Origin of the sequence: Dactylosporangium siamense (genome assembly GCF_016862795.1) — a bacterium.
Classification (GTDB): Bacteria; Actinomycetota; Actinomycetes; order Mycobacteriales; family Micromonosporaceae; genus Dactylosporangium; species Dactylosporangium siamense.
Genome location: NZ_BONQ01000077.1, coordinates 128,155 through 146,847 on the forward strand (window position 1 = coordinate 128,155; position 18,693 = coordinate 146,847).

The 18,693-nt window shown below is 74.0% G+C and carries 16 protein-coding genes and 2 tRNA genes; 8 read left to right on the top strand and 10 right to left on the bottom strand.

Annotated elements, in window-relative coordinates; all coding sequences use genetic code 11:
- Nucleotides 1-54: 54 nt before the first annotated feature.
- From Dsi01nite_RS24510 to Dsi01nite_RS24525, 4 genes are all read right to left on the bottom strand, one after another.
- Nucleotides 55-127 (bottom strand) — tRNA-Arg (locus Dsi01nite_RS24510).
- Between the two features lie 30 nt (nt 128-157).
- Nucleotides 158-230, bottom strand: a tRNA-Met gene (locus tag Dsi01nite_RS24515).
- On the bottom strand, nt 221-1,582 hold the full coding sequence (locus tag Dsi01nite_RS24520; RefSeq protein ID WP_203848588.1) for a hypothetical protein: 1,362 nt from the start codon (nt 1,580-1,582) through the stop codon (nt 221-223). Before Dsi01nite_RS24520 ends, Dsi01nite_RS24515 begins: the two co-directional genes overlap by 10 nt.
- Before the next feature lie 84 nt (nt 1,583-1,666).
- Entirely contained in the window at nt 1,667-1,828 is a 162-nt protein-coding gene (locus tag Dsi01nite_RS24525) for a hypothetical protein (RefSeq protein ID WP_203848589.1), read from the bottom strand.
- Nucleotides 1,829-1,968: 140 nt separating this feature from the next.
- Between Dsi01nite_RS24525 and Dsi01nite_RS24530 the strand changes: the two genes are divergently transcribed.
- Nucleotides 1,969-2,451: a SigE family RNA polymerase sigma factor gene (locus Dsi01nite_RS24530; protein ID WP_203848590.1), complete on the top strand. Its 483-nt coding sequence runs from the start codon at nt 1,969-1,971 to the stop codon at nt 2,449-2,451.
- On the top strand, nt 2,448-3,476 hold the full coding sequence (locus Dsi01nite_RS24535; RefSeq protein ID WP_203848591.1) for a hypothetical protein: 1,029 nt from the start codon (nt 2,448-2,450) through the stop codon (nt 3,474-3,476). The genes Dsi01nite_RS24530 and Dsi01nite_RS24535 overlap by 4 nt, the downstream gene beginning before the upstream one ends.
- 3 nt (nt 3,477-3,479) lie before the next feature.
- Here the strand turns inward: Dsi01nite_RS24535 and Dsi01nite_RS24540 are convergent, their stop codons facing one another.
- Nucleotides 3,480-4,286 (bottom strand): SAM-dependent methyltransferase, encoded by an 807-nt coding sequence (locus tag Dsi01nite_RS24540; protein ID WP_203848592.1) that lies wholly within the window; start codon nt 4,284-4,286, stop codon nt 3,480-3,482.
- A 53-nt stretch (nt 4,287-4,339) separates the two neighbouring features.
- On the opposite strand from Dsi01nite_RS24540, the gene Dsi01nite_RS24545 reads away from it, so the two are divergent.
- Entirely contained in the window at nt 4,340-4,864 is a 525-nt protein-coding gene (locus Dsi01nite_RS24545; protein WP_203848593.1) for a GNAT family N-acetyltransferase, read from the top strand.
- A gap of 32 nt (nt 4,865-4,896) precedes the next feature.
- Here Dsi01nite_RS24545 and Dsi01nite_RS24550 read toward each other — a convergent pair whose 3' ends face one another.
- The 3 genes from Dsi01nite_RS24550 to Dsi01nite_RS24560 are packed head-to-tail and all read right to left on the bottom strand — an operon-like array spanning nt 4,897 to nt 7,868.
- On the bottom strand, nt 4,897-6,015 hold the full coding sequence (locus Dsi01nite_RS24550) for an aromatic ring-hydroxylating oxygenase subunit alpha (RefSeq protein WP_203848594.1): 1,119 nt from the start codon (nt 6,013-6,015) through the stop codon (nt 4,897-4,899).
- A gap of 18 nt (nt 6,016-6,033) precedes the next feature.
- On the bottom strand, nt 6,034-6,672 hold the full coding sequence (locus Dsi01nite_RS24555; protein WP_203848595.1) for a response regulator transcription factor: 639 nt from the start codon (nt 6,670-6,672) through the stop codon (nt 6,034-6,036).
- Nucleotides 6,660-7,868: a sensor histidine kinase gene (locus tag Dsi01nite_RS24560; protein ID WP_203848596.1), complete on the bottom strand. Its 1,209-nt coding sequence runs from the start codon at nt 7,866-7,868 to the stop codon at nt 6,660-6,662. Before Dsi01nite_RS24560 ends, Dsi01nite_RS24555 begins: the two co-directional genes overlap by 13 nt.
- 139 nt (nt 7,869-8,007) lie before the next feature.
- Between Dsi01nite_RS24560 and Dsi01nite_RS24565 the strand changes: the two genes are divergently transcribed.
- Nucleotides 8,008-9,348: an alpha/beta hydrolase family protein gene (locus Dsi01nite_RS24565; RefSeq protein ID WP_203848597.1), complete on the top strand. Its 1,341-nt coding sequence runs from the start codon at nt 8,008-8,010 to the stop codon at nt 9,346-9,348.
- A 16-nt stretch (nt 9,349-9,364) separates the two neighbouring features.
- Here the strand turns inward: Dsi01nite_RS24565 and Dsi01nite_RS24570 are convergent, their stop codons facing one another.
- Nucleotides 9,365-10,087 carry a DUF6086 family protein gene (locus Dsi01nite_RS24570; protein ID WP_203848598.1) on the bottom strand — a complete coding sequence of 241 codons (723 nt, stop codon included), beginning with the start codon at nt 10,085-10,087 and terminating at the stop codon, nt 9,365-9,367.
- 120 nt (nt 10,088-10,207) lie between these two features.
- Between Dsi01nite_RS24570 and Dsi01nite_RS24575 the strand changes: the two genes are divergently transcribed.
- Together Dsi01nite_RS24575 and Dsi01nite_RS24580 are read left to right on the top strand one after the other, a co-directional pair.
- Nucleotides 10,208-11,065, top strand: a complete 858-nt coding sequence (locus Dsi01nite_RS24575) for a flagellin N-terminal helical domain-containing protein (RefSeq protein WP_203848599.1) — start codon at nt 10,208-10,210, stop codon at nt 11,063-11,065.
- A gap of 135 nt (nt 11,066-11,200) precedes the next feature.
- The gene (locus tag Dsi01nite_RS24580; RefSeq protein WP_239136137.1) at nt 11,201-12,826 is read left to right on the top strand and encodes a beta-1,3-glucanase family protein; all 1,626 of its coding nucleotides are present in this window, start codon (nt 11,201-11,203) and stop codon (nt 12,824-12,826) included.
- A 47-nt stretch (nt 12,827-12,873) separates the two neighbouring features.
- On the opposite strand, the gene Dsi01nite_RS24585 is transcribed toward Dsi01nite_RS24580, so the two are convergent.
- A complete protein-coding gene (locus tag Dsi01nite_RS24585; RefSeq protein ID WP_203848601.1) occupies nt 12,874-15,552 on the bottom strand; it encodes a helix-turn-helix transcriptional regulator in 2,679 nt (892 codons plus the stop codon).
- A 68-nt stretch (nt 15,553-15,620) separates the two neighbouring features.
- Between Dsi01nite_RS24585 and Dsi01nite_RS24590 the strand changes: the two genes are divergently transcribed.
- Together Dsi01nite_RS24590 and Dsi01nite_RS24595 are read left to right on the top strand one after the other, a co-directional pair.
- On the top strand, nt 15,621-16,334 hold the full coding sequence (locus Dsi01nite_RS24590; protein WP_203848602.1) for an ABC transporter ATP-binding protein: 714 nt from the start codon (nt 15,621-15,623) through the stop codon (nt 16,332-16,334).
- Nucleotides 16,331-18,655: an ABC transporter permease gene (locus Dsi01nite_RS24595; RefSeq protein ID WP_203848603.1), complete on the top strand. Its 2,325-nt coding sequence runs from the start codon at nt 16,331-16,333 to the stop codon at nt 18,653-18,655. Before Dsi01nite_RS24590 ends, Dsi01nite_RS24595 begins: the two co-directional genes overlap by 4 nt.
- Nucleotides 18,656-18,693 lie beyond the last annotated feature (38 nt).

Below are 18,693 nucleotides of genomic sequence, written 5' to 3' on the forward strand. Positions count from 1 at the left end.
CGCCGGGACCGCGGCCGGATGCAGTGGCAGTATCGGGAGCTCCTCACGTCGGGGCAGTGCCGACCGGATTCGAACCGGCGTTCTTCCGTTCCGGAGACGGACGCGACCACCTCTGCGCTACGGCCCTGCCGCCGGCCACTCTATCGACCGTCGGGGGCAGTGCCGACCGGATTCGAACCGGCGTCTTCCCGATCATGAGTCGGACGCGACCACCTCTGCGCTACGGCCCTGCCGGCGCCGATCGTACCGACATCAGGTGCCGGCCGAGATCGGTCAGCTCGACGGTCAGGCCGGGCTCCGGCGCCATCGCCCACGTGGTGGTGCCGGCCGCGGCCGCGGCGGCCTCGCGGTCCGGATCCGCGGTGAAGCCGGTGACCGTGACGGCGCCGTGGCGGGCCAGGGTCGCGAGGATGTTGCGGATCGCGGTGCCGGCGATGCGGCGGTACAGCTCGGGCTCGCGGCGCGGCAGGTGGCCGGCCTGCTCGGCCAGCAGCCGATCGGTGAGCGCCTGCAGGTCGGCCGGGCCGGCGGTGGCGCCGAGCAGGTCGAGGAACATCGGCGCCCACGGGGCCAGCCAGCGGCGGAGGGGCTCGGTGCCCTTCTCCGCGTGCAGCGGCGTGATCGGATGGATGAGCACGTCGGCGAGGTCCGTCCACAGTTCGAGCGCGGCCGGCACCGGCGCGGTCCCGTCCAGGACGGCGTCGACCAGGTCCGCACCCGGCCCCCGCACCGCCCGGCCGCGGACCAGCTGGACGACGTCGAACTCGAGCCCGGTCTGCCACAGGTTCGTCAGGACCGGCTCGCCGTCCTCCGGCAGGCCCAGCGCGGCGAGCAGGGCGGGCCGGTCGGCCTTGCGCACCTCGCCGCGACCGTCGACGGCGTGCCCCTCCGGTCCGACCCAGCCGGCGAGCGTGGCGAGGTCCCGCAGCCGGGCGGCACCGTCGTTCGACACCGCCTTGGCGAGCGCCGCGTCGTCGGTCGGCACGGGACCGGACCTGTCCGGCGCCGGGCGGGTCCGGGCCGGGCGTCCCGGGGGCGCCATCGTGACCTGGTCACCGGTGACGAGGACGGTGCCGGTGGCGTGCCGCTCCTGCTCCATCAGGTTGCCGAGCACCTCCCGGCGCTCCTGCGGCCCGCGGGCACTGAACCGCGCGGCCCAGGCGCCGACCTCGGCCGGGTCGCCGTCGGGCCGGACGCCGTCGCGGAGCATGGCGGTGAAGATCCGCTTGGTCAGGTCCCACCGGGTGGTGTCGGCCATCGCCGCCGGGAACTTCGCCGTCAGCCGGTCCAGCTCCTTGAGCAGCGCGGCCGGGCGGGCGCTCGCCGGGTGCAGCCGGCCGGTGTCGTCGAGAAACCGCAGGAAGTCGCGGAGCGTGTCCAGCCCCCGCTCGCTCAGCTGCCAGGCGTCCACCTGCCCGGGCGCGACGGCGTCCATGAGCAGCGTGTGCACGTCGCCGCTGCGCCACCGGGTCGGATCGGGCCGCCGCCGCAGCAGGACCTCGATCCGGCCCCGCCGGCCGGCGTCACCCGAAGGCGCCCAGGCGATGAAGTCGTCAACGAGCCGCTGCCGCATCCGGGACATCGGTCGACCGTAGCTCCAGCCGGGAGATCAGGTTGCTCCAGTCGGGAGATCAGGCGCTCCGATCGAGTGATCAGGCCGCTCCGGTCAGGTGATCAGGCTGCTGAAGAAGTCGCCGAAGCCCTTGCCGACCGAGCCGATGAGGCCGACGAGGCCCTTTCCGACACTCGCCGCGGCCTGCGGACGGAAGGCGATGAAATAGATGAGGAACGCCCAGGCGGCGTAGGTCAGCGTCTTCTTGACGGTCATCGGGTGCCCCGTGCGGTGTCGGTCGGTCAGGTGCCAGGCCGCCGACTACCCGGATGCCACCGCCCTAACCGCGACCTGCACGAACAAGAAAATCCAAAGGGGATGTAGCAGTTTCGCCCCGCCGGTTACGTTCTTCCACCGTGACCTTCGAGGAGTTCGTGGCCGTCCGGCTCGCGGCGCTGGTCAGGTACGCCACGGTCGTCACGTGGGACCCGCACCTGGCCGAGGACGTCGTGCAGGACGTCCTGGTCCGGGCGCAGGCCCGCTGGTCGCGGATCGGGTCGCTGGACGAGCCGGAGCGCTACGTGCGGCGCATGGTCGTCAACGAGTTCCTCTCCTGGCGCCGCCGCCGGTCCGCCCGGCTGCTGCACCCCGGCGAGGCGCTCGACCTGCCGCCGCAGGCCGACCCGACCGGCGGCTACGACGAACGCGACGCCATGGTGCGCCTGATCGGCACGCTGCCACCCCGGCAGCGGGCGGTGATCGCGCTGCGGTTCTACGAGGACCTGGCCGTCGAGCAGATCGCCGACGTGCTCGGCTGCCGGGTCAGCACCGTGCGCACGCATCTCACCAGGGCGATGGAAGCGCTGCGCAGCCCGCTGATGGCAGGGGAGAGGTCGTGAACGAAGGACTCGAAGCGCTGGTCCGCAGCGCCCAGGAGGAGCGGGCCCGGCAGGCGCCCGACCCGGACCGGGTGCTCCGTGCGCTGCCGGCCCTGGCCGCCCGCCGGCGCCGCCGCCGGCGGACCGGGCTGGCCGCCCTCGCCGCCCTCGCCGTCCTGGCGGTGGTGCTGCCGGCGGTCCTGGTCGACCGCACCACGCCGGTGCCGCCGACGGCCCCACCCTCGGTCGCGGTCCCGGCCGAGCCGGCGGTGCCGACCCTCACGTTCCGGCCCACCTGGATCCCGCCCGGCTTCAAGGAGACGATCCGCTCCGGCTTCATCACCGCGGACGAGGCGCTCGCCATGCAGACCTGGACCGCCCAGCGGCCCGGCGTCGGACGGCCTCCACGCACGGATCCCGACCCGGCCATCAACCTCGGTATCCGCCGCCAGGACCGGCAGGCCGCGCCGCCCAGCGGGACACCCGCCGACGTCAACGGCGTCACCGGCACCCTGGTCGAAGCCGTGGGCGGGTCCTCGCTCGTCTGGGCCGTCGACGCCACCCACCTCGCCACGCTCCGTGCCCGCGGGGTGTCCCGCACCGACCTGCTGCGCGTCGCCGCCTCGGTGCGCCACGACGAGGTGGCCGTCCCGCCGCCGCTCAAGCTCGACTGGCTGCCCAGCCCGCCGGCGACGCTGCAGTACTCACTCAGCGGCGACACGCCCGTCGACTGGAACGCCACCCTCGTCGTCGACGTCGAGGCCCTGGGCACCTTCACCGTGATGCTCGCCCCGACGACCGACGCCCCCGCCGACGGCGAGCCGGTGCCGGTCGGCACGGACATGGGCCGCGTCACCGCCGACACCGACCCCGTCACCGGCCGGCCCCGCCAGATCGTCGTGCTCCAACCACCGGCGAGCCGCTACATCCTGACCGTGTGGTTCGTGCCTGCCGTGGGCGCCACCCTCGACCGCGACGCGCTGCTACGCCTCGTCGGCAAGGCCGACACCGACCTGGTGGCCAACTCCGACTGGATCGGCACCTGAGCCTCAGGTGAGGCGGGCGACACCCGCGTACATGGCGGTCTCCGAAGCGGTCGGGCGGGGCTGCGGCTCGGCTGAGGCGCGCCACTCCGCAAGGGGCACGACGCCCGGCTCGACCAGGTCCAGGCCGTCGAAGAACCGGGCGAACTCGGCCCGGGTGCGCAGGCGGCCCTGGCCGTGCCGGCCGGAGGAGATGTCGGCGACCAGCTCCGGCGGCAGGTAGTCGCTGGTGGCGTGGGAGGCGACCAGGTAGCTGCCGGCGGGCAGCGCGGCGAGCAGCCGGCGCACCACCGAATACGGGTCGTCCTCCTCCGGCACGAAGTGCAGGATCGCGAGCAGCAGCAGCGCCACCGGCTGGGTGAGGTCCAGGGTTCGGCGCAGGTCCGGGTCGTCGAGGATCTTCCCGGGGTCGCGCAGGTCGGCGTCGACGTAGACGGTGCCGCCCTCGGGGGCGCTGGTGAGCAGGGCCCGGGCGTGCACGAGGACGAGGGGGTCGTTGTCGACGTAGGCGATCCGCGACTCCGGGGCGATCGCCTGGGCGACCTCGTGGGTGTTGTTCGCCGTCGGCAGGCCGGTGCCGATGTCCAGGAACTGCCGGACGCCGACCTCCGAGGCCAGGAACGTCACCGCGCGGCGCAGGAAGCGCCGGTTCTCCACCACCGCGGTGCGGATCGCGGGGAACTTCGCGGCGATCGCGTCGCCGGACGCACGGTCGGCGGCGAAGTTGTCCTTGCCGCCGAGCCAGTAGTCGTACCGCCGGGCCGGGTGTGCCACCGTCGTGTCGATCCGCGACTGCCAGTCCTGCGAACTCACCCGCGAACCTCCGTGCCCGACGACGTCTCCACCGGCGATCCTAGAATGCCGTCATGGTCATGTTCCGCCCCGCGCACATCGAAGACGTCCCGGCCGTGGTCGCACTGGTGCAGTCCGCGTATCGGGGGGACAGCAGCCGCGCGGGCTGGACGACCGAGGCGGACCTGCTCGAGGGGCAGCGGGCCGACCCGGCGATGGTCGAGGCCGCGATCACCGGCACGCTGGTGCTGGTGGCGGAGCAGGACGGGGTCGTCGTCGGGTGCTGCCAGCTGGAGCGGCGCGACGGCTACGGCTACTTCGGCATGTTCGCGGTCGACCCGGCACAGCAGGGCAACGGGCTCGGCCGGGCGGTGCTCGGCGAGGCGGAGCGGATCGCGCGGGACGAGTGGGGCGCCGGGGAGCTGCGGACGACGGTGATCGTCCAGCGGGAGGACCTCATCGGCTGGTACGGGCGGCGCGGCTTCGCCCGGACCGGCGAGCTGACCCCGTTCCCCTACGGTGACGAGCGCTTCGGCCGGCCACTGCGGGACGACCTGGCCTTCGAGACGCTGACCAAGAAGATTGATTCTTCGGCTTGAGAACCTGAACACGAGTGCCCAGGCGCTCAACCCTAAGAATCCAACCGCAGCCCGCGGCCCAGGTACGCCTCGGCGACGAGGGTCGTCCACTGATACACCGCGTCCTCGTTCGGGGCGAGCGGGCCGGGCACGAAGTGCGGGGAGCTCAGGCCCCGCTGGACCGACTCGCACGCGGCCCAGTCCTGCCGGTTCGTCAGGTCCCAGAAGTCGACCGCGTAGGCCGTCTCCGCGAAGCCGGCCGGGAAGAACCAGCTGCACTCGATCGACGTCAGCCCCGGCTCCAGCGGCGTGAGCCGGTGCGTCATCACGTAGTCCGGGTGCGCGGACACCAGCAGGTTCGGGAACAGCCCCACATACAGCACGGTGCGGCGCGGGGCGTCGGGGATGTAGACGCCCGGCCCGTTGCCGTCGAAGGACATCGTCGACGCGTGCGGGCGCAGGTCCATCGAGCCGCCGACCCACGCGCCGGGCAGCGACCAGTTGTCCCCGGACGTCGGCGGCGAGACCTTGCACAACTCGGGGTGGATCAGCGGGCAGTGGTAGCACTCGTGATAGTTGTCGATCATCACCTTCCAGTTCGCGGCGACCCGGTATTCGTGCCGTGCGCCGAGTTCGAGGCTGCCCATCCGGTACGGCGTGAGCAACCCGTCCAGCGCCCCGAGGTGCTCGGCGAACGGGGCCGCCGGCGCGCCGGCGTTGACGAACAGCCACCCCTCCCACACCGCGGCGGGCAGCTCGATGAGCCCGAACTCGCTCGCGTCCAGCGCCCCCATTCCGGGCGCCGTGGCCAGGGCGCCGTCGAGCCGGAACGCCCAGCCGTGATACGGGCACACCGCCGCCGGCCGGCCGTTCGACCCGCCGTCGGGCAGCAGCTCATGGGCCCGGTGCCGGCAGACGTTGGCGAAGGCCCGGGCCGCGTCCGCCTGGAAGGTCAGCAGCACCCCGACGTCGCCGACGGTGACGGCCCGCTGGGTGCAGCCGTCGCTCAGCTCGCCGACCCGCCCCACGCACGTCCACGCGTCGGCGAACAGGTGCCGCCGCTCCCACGCGAGGACCGCGGGGTCGGTGTACGCCTGCGCCGGCAGCATCCGGGACGACCCGAACGGCCGCAGCGCTGCCTCGACCGCGGCCCGGTCCAGCGGAGCTTCCATACCCTCAATCATGACCGCTCAGCGGCGGTCGAGGTAGCTCAGGACGGCGAGGACGCGGCGGTGCTGGTCGGTGGACGGGGCCAGGCCGAGCTTCGCGAACAGCGAGTTGATGAGGTTGTTGACGGACTTCTCGGCGAGGACGAGCCGGGCCGCGATGGCCGCGTTGGAGTGGCCCTCGGCCATGAGGCGCAGCACCTCACCCTCGCGGGTGGTGAGGCTGTCCACGGTGTCCGGGCGGTGCAGCAGCTGCGCGACGACCTCGGGGTCCATCACCGTGCCGCCGGCGGCGACGCGGCGGATCGCGTCGACGAACTCGCGGACCTCACCGACCCGGTCCTTGAGCAGGTAGCCGACCGCTCCGGCCCGGTCGGCGAGGAGGTCGCGGGCGTAGAGGCGCTCGACGTACTGCGAGAGCACCAGCACCGGCAGTCCGGGCCGGGCGCGGCGGGCGGCGACGGCGGCGCGGAGGCCCTCGTCGGTGAAGGTGGGCGGCAGCCGGACGTCGACCACCGCCACGTCCGGCCGCGCCGCGACGAGCCGCTCGGCCAGCCCGCCGCCGTCGGCCCCGGTAGTCGTGACGTCGAAGCCGTACGCGGTCAGCATGCGGGTCAGGCCGTCGCGCAGCAGCACCTGGTCCTCGACGATCAGGACGCGCACGGCAGCTCCATCTCCAGCACCGTCGGCCCGCCGGCCGGGCTGCTGACCCGCAGGCCACCGTCGAACGCGGACAGCCGCCGCTGGATGCCGAGCAGGCCGGTGCCGCGGGACGGGTCGGCGCCGCCGTGGCCGTCGTCGCGCACAGTGATCCGCACCGCCGCACCCTCGTCGACGAGGGCGATCCGGACCTGCCGGGCGCCGCTGTGCCGGATGGCGTTGGTCAGCGCCTCGGCGGTGGCGAAGTAGGCGGCCGCCTCCACGGGCGCGGCGAGCCGCCGGTCCAGCCGCAGGTCCAGCTCGACCGTGACCGCGCTGCCCAGCACGAGCGCGTGCACGGCGGCGGCCAGGCCCCGGTCGGCCAGCACCGGCGGGTGGATGCCCCGGACCAGGTCGCGCAGCTCGGTCAGGGCGGCGCCGGCGCCGGTCCGCGCCTCGGCCAGCAGCGCCTTGGCCACCGCCGGGTCGGCGTCGATGACGTCGGAGGCCACCCCCAGGTGCATGGCGAGGACCACCAGCCGCGCCTGCGCGCCGTCGTGCAGGTCGCGTTCGATGCGGCGCAGCTCGGCGGCGGAGGCGTCCACTGCGGCGGCCCGGGTGGTGGTCAACCGGTCGACCCGGGCGGCGAGGCGGGCCCGGGCCGTGGGCGCCAGCAGCGCACCGGCGAGCCGGGTCTGCGCCTCGACCAGGTGCCGGGGCAGCCAATACGCGAGGACGGCCAGCCCCGCACCGACCGGCACCAGCACCCAGGTCAGCGGCCCGGACCGGCCGGTCCACTCCAGGACCGCGGGATCGAACCCGGTCGGCTCGGGCAGCAGCACCCGCAGCGCCGGGGCCGTCGCGCACTGCACGGCGGCCAGCCACAGCCCGACCGCGAGGACGAGGCCGCCGACGCCGGCGACGAACTGGCCCGGCAGCCACAGCAGGTCGCGCCACGTGGCCGGATCCCGCACGACGGTGCGCAGCCGGGCCCACATGGTGCCGGTCAGCGGCCGGTACGGCGACGGCAGCCCGGTCACCCGGCGGCGCTGCGCACCGGCGAGCCGGCGGCACGCCCATACCGCGCCGGCGAAGAGCAGCATGCCCACCCCGACGAGGCTGGTCGGTCCTGCCACGGCGACGACCGCCAGCAGCGCGGGCGCCGGCAGCCCGATCGCCGCACCCACCGCCAGCCAGCGCAGTTCCTGCAATCGGTTCACGACCCCGACGGTAGGCCGCACCCACGGCGCTCGACAGGGTGCCCGCACCTGATTGCGCCGGGGTGCCGCTGCCCTGGGCCGGCGGATGGTGCGGCGGCCAGTCTGAGCCGCGACATCCATGAACGACAGGGAGCTTGTGATGCGTCGGATCGCCACGGTACTGGCAGCGCTGCTGCTTGCCTCGACCCCAACCGCCGCCCACGCGGCCCCCACCGGTCTCACGTCGACCGAGGTCTCGTTCACCGGCAACGACGGCGTGGTCCTGCACGGCACCGTGCTCACCGCGGCATCGGGCGGCGCGGCGCGGCGGCCGGGCATCGTGATGCTGGAGGGCGCCGGCAACCGCGGCCGGTCCTACCTGCGCCCGGAAGCGGAGGCGTACGCCCGGCACGGCGTCGTGACCCTGATCTACGACAAGCGGACCGAGGGGTACTCGGCGGTGCACCGCGACTTCTCACTGCTCGCCGACGACGCCCTCGCCGGGCTGCGGCTGCTGCGCGACCGGCCCGACGTCGACCCCTCACACCTCGGACTGTGGGCGCTGTCCGAGGGCGCGTGGGTCGCGCCGCTCGCCGCGAACCGCTCCGCCGACGTCAGGTTCCTGATCACCGTCGGGGCCGTCGGCATCACCCCGGCGGCGCAGACGGCCTGGGCGTATGGCACCTACCTGCGGCACGCCGGCGTCCGCGGCGCACTGCCCCGCACGATGCGGAGCACCGTCGTGCGGACCACGATCGACCTGGGCCTCTTCGCCGAGTCGGACTTCGACCCGGTGCCCGCCTGGCAGCGGGTGCGCCAGCCGGTGCTCGCCCAGTGGGGCCGGCTCGACCGGGACGCGGTGCCCGGACTCAGCAGCCGGCTGATCGGCGGGGCACTGGACCGCGGCGGCAACACCAGCCACACGATCCGGATCGTCGCCGGCACCAACCACAACCTGCACCGCACCGCCGCCGACGGCTTCGACCGGCTGCCCGACCTGCCGGCCGACTACGCGGACTTCGAGACCGCCTGGATCGCCGATCCTGCCCGCACCGCCCCGAGCGCCTCCCCGGCCGACGAACCCGCCCCGCCCGTGTTCGCGGCCGGCGACCATGCCTGGGTGTCCTCCGGTGTCGTGCTGGCCCTGCTGGTCGCCTTCGCCGGGTTCCTGGTCGTGGGCCGCCGGTCGAGGCTGGGCCGCCCCGCCCGGTGGCTGGCCGTGCTCACGCCGGTCACGCTCGTCGCCACCTACCTCTACCTGATGTTCCTGCTCGTCGTGGCGGCCAAGGTGACCGGCCCGGTGGTGCTGGGCCGGCCGCTGCCGTGGCTGCTCCTGCAGCTGCTCGCCGTCGCTACGGTCGCGGCGGCGGTGGCGGTCGCCACGACCTGGCGGCGCCACCGGGACCTCGCCACCGCCGGCCGGATCCGGCTCGGCCTGCTCACCGCGACCGGAGCGCTGTTCGCCGTCTGGGCGGTCCAGTGGGGCCTGCTGCTCCCCTGACGATCGAGGTCGACAACTACGGCACGATGGGCGGGTCGCCGAAGCCGAGCCAGGTGATCCGGTGGCCGAGCCCGTCGTGCACCACCTCCAGGCGCAGCCGCGACACCCCGTAGACGGTGTCCCACAACGACATCACGCTGACCCGGCGGTATCCCTCGTCGGTGCTGATCAGGTCCGGTGGGATCCGGTGCGGCGGCAGCAGCAGCGGCACCGGATAGCCGTCGACGATCTCCCGCAGCCGGTCACCCTGCCAGCCCTGGCCGTCCGTGCGGGCGTCGATCGTCTGATACCAGCCCCGCACCAGGTCCAACACGATCGCCGCCAGCTCGAAGCGGACCGACGGCGGCAGCTCGCGGGCGGTCGGCGGTCCCCAGGCGACCGGCTTCAGCCCGGCCGCCGGCAGCGCGGCGTGCATCCCGTCGCGGATCTCCGGGTTGCCGCCGAGCTCCCGCAGCGGACCGTTCAGGTGCTGGTCGAGCGCGGCCAGCACCTGCATCGTGCCGAGCGCCATCGCGCGGACCGCCGGCGAGTGCTGCCGGTTCCAGTCGTTGAGCAGGAACACGAAGAACTCGCGCAGCTTCAACGGGTCGAAGTGCAGCTCGTCGCTCTCGGGTCCGAGGATGCCGCTGGAGCGCTGGATCCGGTCCTCCATCACCCGCACCTGCGCCGCGAACAGCTGCGCGGTGCTGCGGCCCGGCTCCCAGAACGACACCCCGTCGACGTACCCGAACATGCCCATACGAAAGACCCTGCCATGTCTGTCGAAAAAGGGCTCATGCCCCACGGCGCGGCGCCGATGTCAGTCCCGAGCGGGCCAAGGACGGCCCCGGAGCACGACCCGATTCAAGGAGGAAACATCATGGGTCTTCGTATCAACAACAACATCGCTGCCCAGAACGCCTACCGGAACCTGTCGGTGACCGACAGCCAGATGAGCAAGTCGCTGGAGAAGTTGTCGTCGGGTTTCCGGATCAACCGGGCGGCGGACGACGCGGCCGGCCTGTCGATCAGTGAGGGTCTGCGGTCGCAGATCGGTGGCCTGAAGGTCGCGGTGCGCAACGCGCAGGACGGCATCTCGGTCGTGCAGACCGCTGAAGGCGCGCTCACCGAGACGCACTCGATCCTGCAGCGTATGCGTGACCTGTCCGTGCAGGCTTCGTCGACCGGTTCGCAGGACACCGACGCGCGGACCGCGGCCCAGACCGAGTTCACCCAGCTGAACGCGGAGCTGGACCGGATCGCCACCACGACCAGCTTCGGCGGGCAGAAGCTGCTCGACCCGGCGGGTTCGTACACCGGCACGTTCCAGGTCGGCGCCAACACGTCCAGCGCGGACCAGATCGCGGTCAACCTCGGGACGGCGGCGTTCGGCAGCGTGTCCGGCGTGACGGGCTTCGACTCCACCGGCCTCGGCGTCAACTCGCTCAGCCTGGTGACCGGCGCGTCGGCGGCCATCACCGCGATCGACACCGCGATCAAGGGCATCTCGACCGCTCGGGCCACGCTCGGTGCGTACCAGAACCGCTTCGAGCACACGATCAACAACCTGAACACCGCGACGGAGAACCTGACCGCCTCGGAGTCCCGCATCCGGGACACGGACATGGCCCAGGAGATGGTCTCCTTCACCCGCTCGCAGATCCTGACCCAGGCCGGCACGAGCATGCTGGCCCAGGCCAACCAGGCGCCGCAGAACGTCCTGTCCCTGCTGCGCTAAGTAGTCACCTTCGATGAGCGGAGCCCGCGTACGTTGGGCTCCGCTCAACGAATTCTTAAGTTTCTATTCGGTCGTTGACAACGTTTACCGCCGGTACGAATGCTGCTGAGAGCGCTCTCACGAAGGAGTCTCTCGGTGCGTCTCAGGACAAAACTGCTCGGTGCGGCCGCCGCGCTGGCCGTGGCGGTGCCCGTGGGCATCGCCGCGATGCCCAACGCGTCGGCGGTCGGACCCAGCCTGCTGCCCTTCACGGTCACGAACACCACCGGCCGCGGCGACGCGGTCTACCTCTACGTGCTCGGGGTGAACCTGACCACCGGACGTCTCGGCTACGTCACCTCCGGTGGGACCTTCAACAACTGGCCCGCGGGGCAGAACCCGCCCTCCCCGGCGCCCGACGTCGCCATCGGTGGCCCCGCCAACGGCGGCAGCACCACCATCCAGCTGCCGAAGAACCTGTCCGGCCGGGTGTACATGTCCCTGGGCCAGAAGCTGAAGTTCTTCCTCACCCCCGACGGGCTCGTCCAGCCGGCGCCGTGGTCCGCCAGCGACCCCAACCACGACATCCTGTTCGACTGGAGCGAGTTCACCTACAACGACGCCGGGCTGTGGCTCAACAGCTCGCAGGTCGACATGTTCGCCGTCCCGCACGAGGTCACGGTGACCGGCAGCAACGGCGTCACGACCCGCACCGGCGCACCGGTCGCCAACGGCCGGCAGAACGTGATCAACCAGGTCAAGGCCCAGGCCGGCTGGGGCAACACCGTCGTCACCCGCGCCGACGGCACGGTCCTTCGCGTTCTCGCTCCCGGCAAAGCCGCCGATGCCGGGCTCTTCAGCGCGACGTACCTCGACCCGTACATCACCAACGCCTGGAACGCCTACACGTCCAAGACGCTGACCGTGGTGCCGTTCACCGACCAGCCGGGCATCAAGTACTTCGGCCGCACCAGCGGCAACGTCATGACCTTCACCAACGGCTCGGGCCAGCAGGTCGCGTCGTTCAACAAGCCCAGCACCAGCAACGTCTGGGGCTGCGACGGCGCGCTCGGCGCCCCCAACGACCAGGTCGTCGGGCCCATCGCCCGCACGCTCTGCGCGGCGCTGCACCGCGGCACGCTCGGCACCATCGACACCCAGCCCGGCGGCGGGGCGGCGGACTTCTACAAGAGCTCGCTGACCAACCACTACTCGCGGATCATCCACGCGAACATGGCCGACGGGAAGGCATACGGGTTCGCCTTCGACGACGTGCAGAACCAGGAGTCCCTGGTGCACTCCGGCGATCCGCGCTCGGCCGGGATCACGCTCAGCCCGTTCGTCGGCGGCACCACCCCGCCGACCACGCCGCCGCCGACCACCCAGCCGCCGGCCGGCAACGTCAGCGGCATCGCCTCAAACTGGCACGGCAAGTGCATCGACGTGCCGAACTGGAACTTCAACGACGGCCAGCAGCTCATCGTCTGGAACTGCACCGGCGGCACCAACCAGCGCTGGACCTGGGTCAACGGCACCCTGCGCACCGAGAACAACAAGTGCATGGACGTCGCCTGGGGCTCCACCGCCAACGGCGCGGCGATCCAGCTCGCCACCTGCAGCGGCAACGCCGCCCAGCAGTTCGTCCTGTCCGCCGCCGGTGACCTGGTGAACCCCCAGGCCAACAAGTGCGTGGACATCGCCGGCTGGAACCCGAACAACGACGCCGTCCTGCACTTGTGGGAATGCACGGGCGGCGCCAACCAGAAGTGGCACCGCGTCTGAGCGGGGTCACTCCATGAAGGGCCGGGTCTCCGCCAGGACCCGGCCCTTCACCCTGCCAGGTCCAGACGGGCCAGTTGGGTACGGCTGGAGACGTTGAGCTTCGGGAACGCCCGGTACAGGTGGTAGCTGATCGTCTTCGGCGACAGGAACAACTGGGCGCCGATCTCGCGGTTCGTCAGGCCGGCCGCGACCAGGCGGACGATCTGCAGTTCCTGCGGTGACAGGCCCGACACCGCGCTCGGAGCCGCTGCCGAATCCTGGGCGCCGGCGGCGCGGAGCTCGGCGCGGGCCCGGTCGGCCCAGGGGCGGGCGTCCAGCCGGTCGAAGATCTCCGCCGCCGTCCGCAGCTGGGTCCGCGCCTCGTGCTTGCGGCGCTCCCGGCGCAGCCGCTCGCCGAACGCCAGGTGGGTGCGGGCCGCCTCCCACGGGCGGTCGCTCGCGGCGTGCGCGGCGACCGCCGCCTCGAAGTGCCGGTTCGCGTCCGGCCAGGACGGCTCCAGCTGGGCGTGGCACCGGTGCGCGACCGCGTCGGCCCAGTCGAGGCGGGCCGCGCCGGCCCACTCGGCGAAGCGGGCGCAGGCGGCCTCGGCCCGGTCGTACGCGCCGATCCGGCTGGCCGCCTCCACCTGGTCCGGGGCGCTGTACACGGCCTGGATCTGGTGGCGGACCGGGCCGGCCAGGGCCGCGTCGAGCCGGTCGGACGCCTCCGCGGGCCGGCCCAGCCCCAGGTCGAGCAGCGCGAGAGCCCATTCGGCCCAGGCGAGCCCGTTGGCGATGCGGTTGCGGGTGTACCGGTCGTGGCAGTTCCCGGCCAGCTTCACGCACTCGGCCGTGTCACCGCGGGCCGCATGGATCCAGCCGAGGATCCCCTCCAGATAGCCGGCCCGGTTCGGCTGCCCGGTGTCGGCGGCCAGCTGCAGCCCCTCGGTCGCGGTGGCGACCGCGTCCCGGAACCGGCCCAGGTAGAGCTCCGCGGCGGCGAGGGTGACGTGGGCGAGGGGCAGCCAGCCGATCGTGCCCCCGGCCCGCGACTCGTCCGCGACCGCCTGCGAGATCTCCCGGCCGGCCTCGAAGTCGCCGACCAGCCCCGCCACGAACGCCGCGTTGAGCCGCAGGTTCGGCGGGCCGGTGCGGGTGCGGGTGAGCGCGCGCATCGCCGGTACACCGGCCGCCGGACCGTCGGCGAGCAGCCGCGCCGCCGCGGTCACCGCGTCGACCGCCGGGCCGAGCCCGTCGTCCGGGGACAGGTCGAGCTCGTGCAGCCGGGCCGCGGCCTCCCGCACCCGCGGCGGGTCGCTGAGCTGCCAGGCGTTGCGGGCGGCATCGACGAGCAGCAGCCCGGCGGCCCGGCGGTCCACTGGCGCGAGCGCGAGCGCGCCGGCGACGAGCAGGTCGTGCGCCGACGCCGCCGAACCCTCGTCGAACGCGAGCCGGGCCCGCAGCTCGCACACCTGCGCGGTGAGCACCGGGTCGGCGTCGACCGGGTCGCAGGACGCGAGGAACCTGCGGGCCAGGTCGGGCTGGCCGGCGTCGTTGGCGGCGACCGCGGCCGCGACGAACCGCCGGGTCCGCCGCACCGGGTCCGCGGTCAGCTGGGCCGAGCGTTGCAGCGCCGCCGCCGACGCCGGGTAGCCCTTGCGGCCGCGCGCCCGGTCGGCGGCCTGTTCCAGGGCGAGCGCCGCCTCCTCGTCCGGCCCCGTGGCCGCGGCGGCGAGGTGCCAGGCCCGGCGGTCGTCATCGGCCGGCAGCAGTTCCGCCAGCGCCCGGTGCACGGCCAGCCGCCGGTCGAACGTCGTCTGCTGGTAGGCGGCGGCCCGCAGCAGCGGATGGGTGAAGCTGATCCGCCCGGCGGCGACCGTCACCAGGCCCGCCTCCTCGGCCGCGCCGAGCCCGTCGGGGTCGACGCCGAGCTCCCGCGCCGCGCGCAGCACGACGCCGAGATCAGCGTCGGCGGCGGCCGCGGCGATCAGCAGCATCGCCCGCCCGGCGGGTGGCAGCCGGTCGATCCTCGCCGCGAACGCGTCCTGGATCCGGCGCGGCAGGGCGGCCGGGACGAACGGCGGCGCCCCGCGCGGCAGCTCCCGCAGCGCGAGGGGGTTGCCGGCGCTGTCGCGCACCAGCCGCACCCGGATCCGCTGCGGCAGGTCCGGCCGCAGCTGCCGCAGCAGGGCGTCCGCGGTGGAGGGGTCCAGCCCCGCGAGCCGGTGCTCCGGCAGTCCTTCCAGGGCGAACTCGTCCCGCGCGCCGAGCAGCATCGCCACGGCTTCGGCCTGCAGCCGGCGGGCCACGAATCGCAGCGCCTGCGCCGAGGACCGGTCCAGCCAGTGCGCGTCGTCGATCAGGCACAGCACCGGCCGCTCCTCGGCGAGCTCGGCGAGGAGGCTCAGCGCCGCCACCCCGACGAGCAGCTGGTCGCCGCCCGCCGCCGGACCGAGCCCGAGGGCGCCGCGTAGCGCGGCCTGCTGCACGTCCGGCAGGTTCGTGGCGCGGGCCAACGCCGGCGCCAGCAACTGGTGCAGCGACGCGAACGGCACCTCCGCCTCGGTCTCCACCCCGGAGCAGCGCAGCACGGTCATCCCGGTCGCGGCGGCGGCCGCGTCGTCGAGCAGGGCGCTCTTGCCGATCCCCGGATCGCCGCGCACGACCAGCACGGCGCTGTGCCCGGCGCGGGCCCGGTCGAGCACCGAGCCCGTCGCGGCCCGATCGGCTTCCCGTCCCCACAGCATGATCATTCGAGGGTACTGGTCACCTGTCCGGTACCGGGCTCCCACCCGCCGTCCCTACCGTGCTGAGCATGGTTGAGCTCGATGCCGTCACCAGGCAGTTCCCCAACGGGGTCACCGCGTTGGACGCGGTCACCGTCGCGTTCGCGCCGGCCACGTTCACCGCCGTCATGGGCCCCTCGGGATCCGGCAAGTCGACGCTGCTGCAGTGCGCCGCCGGGCTCGACCGGCCCACCTCGGGCCGGGTCACGATCGCCGGGCAGGACCTCACCGGGCTCAGCGAACGCCGCCTCACCCTGCTGCGCCGGGACCGGATCGGGTTCGTGTTCCAGGCGTTCAACCTGCTGCCCGCGCTCACCGCCCGGCAGAACGTCGGCCTGCCGCTGCGCCTCGCCGGCCGCCGCCCCGACCGGGGCGCGCTGGACCGGGCCCTCGCCGCGGTCGGCCTCGCCGACCGGGCCGGACACCGCCCGCACGAGCTGTCCGGCGGCCAGCAGCAGCGGGTCGCGATCGCCCGCGCCCTGGTCACCAGCCCGGCGGTCCTCTTCGCCGACGAACCGACCGGCGCCCTGGACACCGCCACCGGCCGGGACGTGCTGCGGCTGCTGCGCACCCTGGTCGACGAGCACGGCCAGACGATCGTCATGGTCACCCACGACCCGGTCGCCGCCGCCCACGCGGACCGGGTGCTGTTCCTGACCGACGGCCGGTGCTCCGGATCGCTGGACGCGCCGACCGCCGCCGCCGTCGCCGCCCGGATGACGGGGCTCGGGGTGGCGTCATGATCTTCATCGCGTTCGCGTCGCTGCGGCTGCGGTGGGTGTCGTTCGTCGGCACGTTCATCGCGCTCGCCCTGGGCAGCGCCCTCATCGCGGCGATGGGCCAGGTCCTCGCCACCACCGCCACCGCACCGGACCGTGCCCCGCAGCGCTACGCGGCCTTCCCCGTCGTGGTCGCGCCGCACGACACGCTGACCGTGCCGACCTGGCGGGGCGGGGACAGCGAGCCGCTCGCCGTGCCGCCCGGCCTGCCGGCGGACCTGGTCGCGGCGCTGCCCGGCGCCCGCGTCGACCGGCTCGTCCCGGCGCAGCTCGCGGACGGCTCTCTTCGGGGCGGGGTCGGGCGGCCCTGGGCGGTGGCGCCCGCGCTGCTGGCCGGCCGGCCGCCGGTGGCCGACGACGAGATCGCCACCCGTGACCCGGTGGGCACCCGGACGAGCGTCGTGACCGGCGACGGGCCGCGCCGCTACACGGTCGTCGGCACCGTGCCGGACGGGCTGTACTTCGCCGACACCACGGCGGCGAAGCTCCGGCCGCAGGTGGACGCGCTGCTGCCGGCCGCTGCCGAGGCTTCGCAGGTCCGGGCCGCGGTCGGCGACCGGGCCAGGGTGCTGACCGGCGACGACCGGGCCCGCCTGGATCCCGGCCGCGGCACCGACGGCCGGGCCCGCAACAACGCCAACACGATCGTCGGCATCGCCCTCGGGTTCGCCGCCTTCGTCGCGATCTTCGTCGTGGCCTCGACGTTCGCGTTCGCCGTCGGTCAGCGGCGGCAGGAGTTCGCCCTGCTGCGGGCCGGCGGAGCGTTGCCCGGCCAGATCCGGCGACTGGTGTACTGCGAAGCCCTGCTCGTGGCCCTCGGCGCCGCCGCGATCGGTGCCCTGGCCGGCCCGTCGCTGGCACCCGCGCTGCTGGACCTGCTCCGGGACCGGGGCATGGCACCGGACTGGGTGACCACGGTCAGCACGGCGGGGTGGCCCGCGTGGACCGCGTTCGGCACCGGCGTCACCGTCGCCCTGCTCGGCGCGGTCACGGCGGCGTGGCGGGCGGGCCTGGTCCGCCCCGGCGAGGCGCTGCGGGAGACGGTCGTCGAGGCCCGGACCATGCCCGTCGCCCGGTGGGTCGTCGGCGGCCTCACCCTGGCGACCGCCCTCGTCACCATGATCGTGACCGCGGTCGGCGACCCCGCGTCGGCGACCAACCGCAAGAGCTACATGCCGGTCGTGATGCTGCTCATCGCCGCGACCGGTCTCCTGGCGCCCGCGCTCGTCGGCCTGGTCGCCCGCCGCTTCGGTGGCTCGGAACCGGCCGGCACGGGCCTGCTGCTCGCGCTGCGCAACGTGACCGCGTCTGCCCGGCGCACGGCGGCGGTCACGGCGCCGGTGCTGGTCACCGTCGGGCTGGCGGCGTCGCTGCTCATCGCGTCGGACCTCACCGACGGGGCCAAGGACGTCCTGCGGGCCAGGCCCGTGCGCGCCGACTTCCTGGTCCTGCCGGACGGGACGCTCGGCCTGGACCGGGAGCTCGTCGCCGCCCTGCGCACCGTCCCCGGCGTCGACGTCACGGTCAGCACCGACACCAGCGTCTACACCCTCGAAGGCGACACGGCGCTGATCCGGCGCCCGGCCGAGGCGGTGGACGGCGTGCCCGACGGCGGGATCAAGGTCGCCGCCGACTGGAACCTGCGGGTCGGTGACACGGCCCGGGTCTGGCTCGCCGACGGCAGCGAGGCGAGCCTGCGGGTGCTCGAGGTGCTGCCACCCGGCAGTCCGGCGGACGCCTACGTGGCGGCGTCCCGCACGTTCGGCGTGCTGCCGTCGGTCGCCTACGTGCACCTGCGTCCCGGCACCTCCGTCGAGGCGACCACCGCGGCGCTGCGGGCCGCCGTCGACGGGCACCGGGCCCGCGCCGTGCCCCGCGGCGCGTGGCTGGCAGCGGCGCGGGGGAGTGCTGGGTCGGCGAGCCGGCTCGGGCTGCTCATCGTGCTCGGGATCGTGCTGGCGTACACCACCCTGGCCATGGTCAACACGCTGCTGATGGCGGCACCGGACCGGGCCGGGGAGCGCCGCTCGCTGCACCTGCTCGGCGCGACCAGAGCCCAGGTGCTCGCCTGGACGGCCGTGGAGGTGCTGGTCACCGTGGCGCTGGGGATCGTGCTCGCGGTCGGGGCCACCGTGGTCGCCGTCGGCGGGCTGTGGGCGACGCTGCTGCGGGTCGCCGGGCCGGTGACGGTGAGTGTGCCGTGGACGACGCTGGGTGCGCTGATCGGCGGAACCGCGCTCATCGCGGTCGCTGCGGCGCTGATGGGAGCCAGGCCGGGAAAATAGTGAGACCGGCACCCACGGGGGAAGGCGCCGGTCTACTG

What these genes read in the sequence shown, in the direction of transcription:
- Dsi01nite_RS24575 (WP_203848599.1), top strand. Translation starts at nt 10,208, where the DNA reads ATGGGTCTTCGTATCAACAACAACATCGCTGCCCAGAACGCCTACCGG.
- Dsi01nite_RS24585 (WP_203848601.1), bottom strand. Translation starts at nt 15,552, where the DNA reads ATGCTGTGGGGACGGGAAGCCGATCGGGCCGCGACGGGCTCGGTGCTC.
- Dsi01nite_RS24565 (WP_203848597.1), top strand. Translation starts at nt 8,008, where the DNA reads ATGCGTCGGATCGCCACGGTACTGGCAGCGCTGCTGCTTGCCTCGACC.
- Dsi01nite_RS24595 (WP_203848603.1), top strand. Translation starts at nt 16,331, where the DNA reads ATGATCTTCATCGCGTTCGCGTCGCTGCGGCTGCGGTGGGTGTCGTTC.
- Dsi01nite_RS24550 (WP_203848594.1), bottom strand. Translation starts at nt 6,015, where the DNA reads ATGGAAGCTCCGCTGGACCGGGCCGCGGTCGAGGCAGCGCTGCGGCCG.
- Dsi01nite_RS24520 (WP_203848588.1), bottom strand. Translation starts at nt 1,582, where the DNA reads ATGTCCCGGATGCGGCAGCGGCTCGTTGACGACTTCATCGCCTGGGCG.
- Dsi01nite_RS24545 (WP_203848593.1), top strand. Translation starts at nt 4,340, where the DNA reads ATGGTCATGTTCCGCCCCGCGCACATCGAAGACGTCCCGGCCGTGGTC.
- Dsi01nite_RS24570 (WP_203848598.1), bottom strand. Translation starts at nt 10,087, where the DNA reads ATGGGCATGTTCGGGTACGTCGACGGGGTGTCGTTCTGGGAGCCGGGC.
- Dsi01nite_RS24525 (WP_203848589.1), bottom strand. Translation starts at nt 1,828, where the DNA reads ATGACCGTCAAGAAGACGCTGACCTACGCCGCCTGGGCGTTCCTCATC.
- Dsi01nite_RS24590 (WP_203848602.1), top strand. Translation starts at nt 15,621, where the DNA reads ATGGTTGAGCTCGATGCCGTCACCAGGCAGTTCCCCAACGGGGTCACC.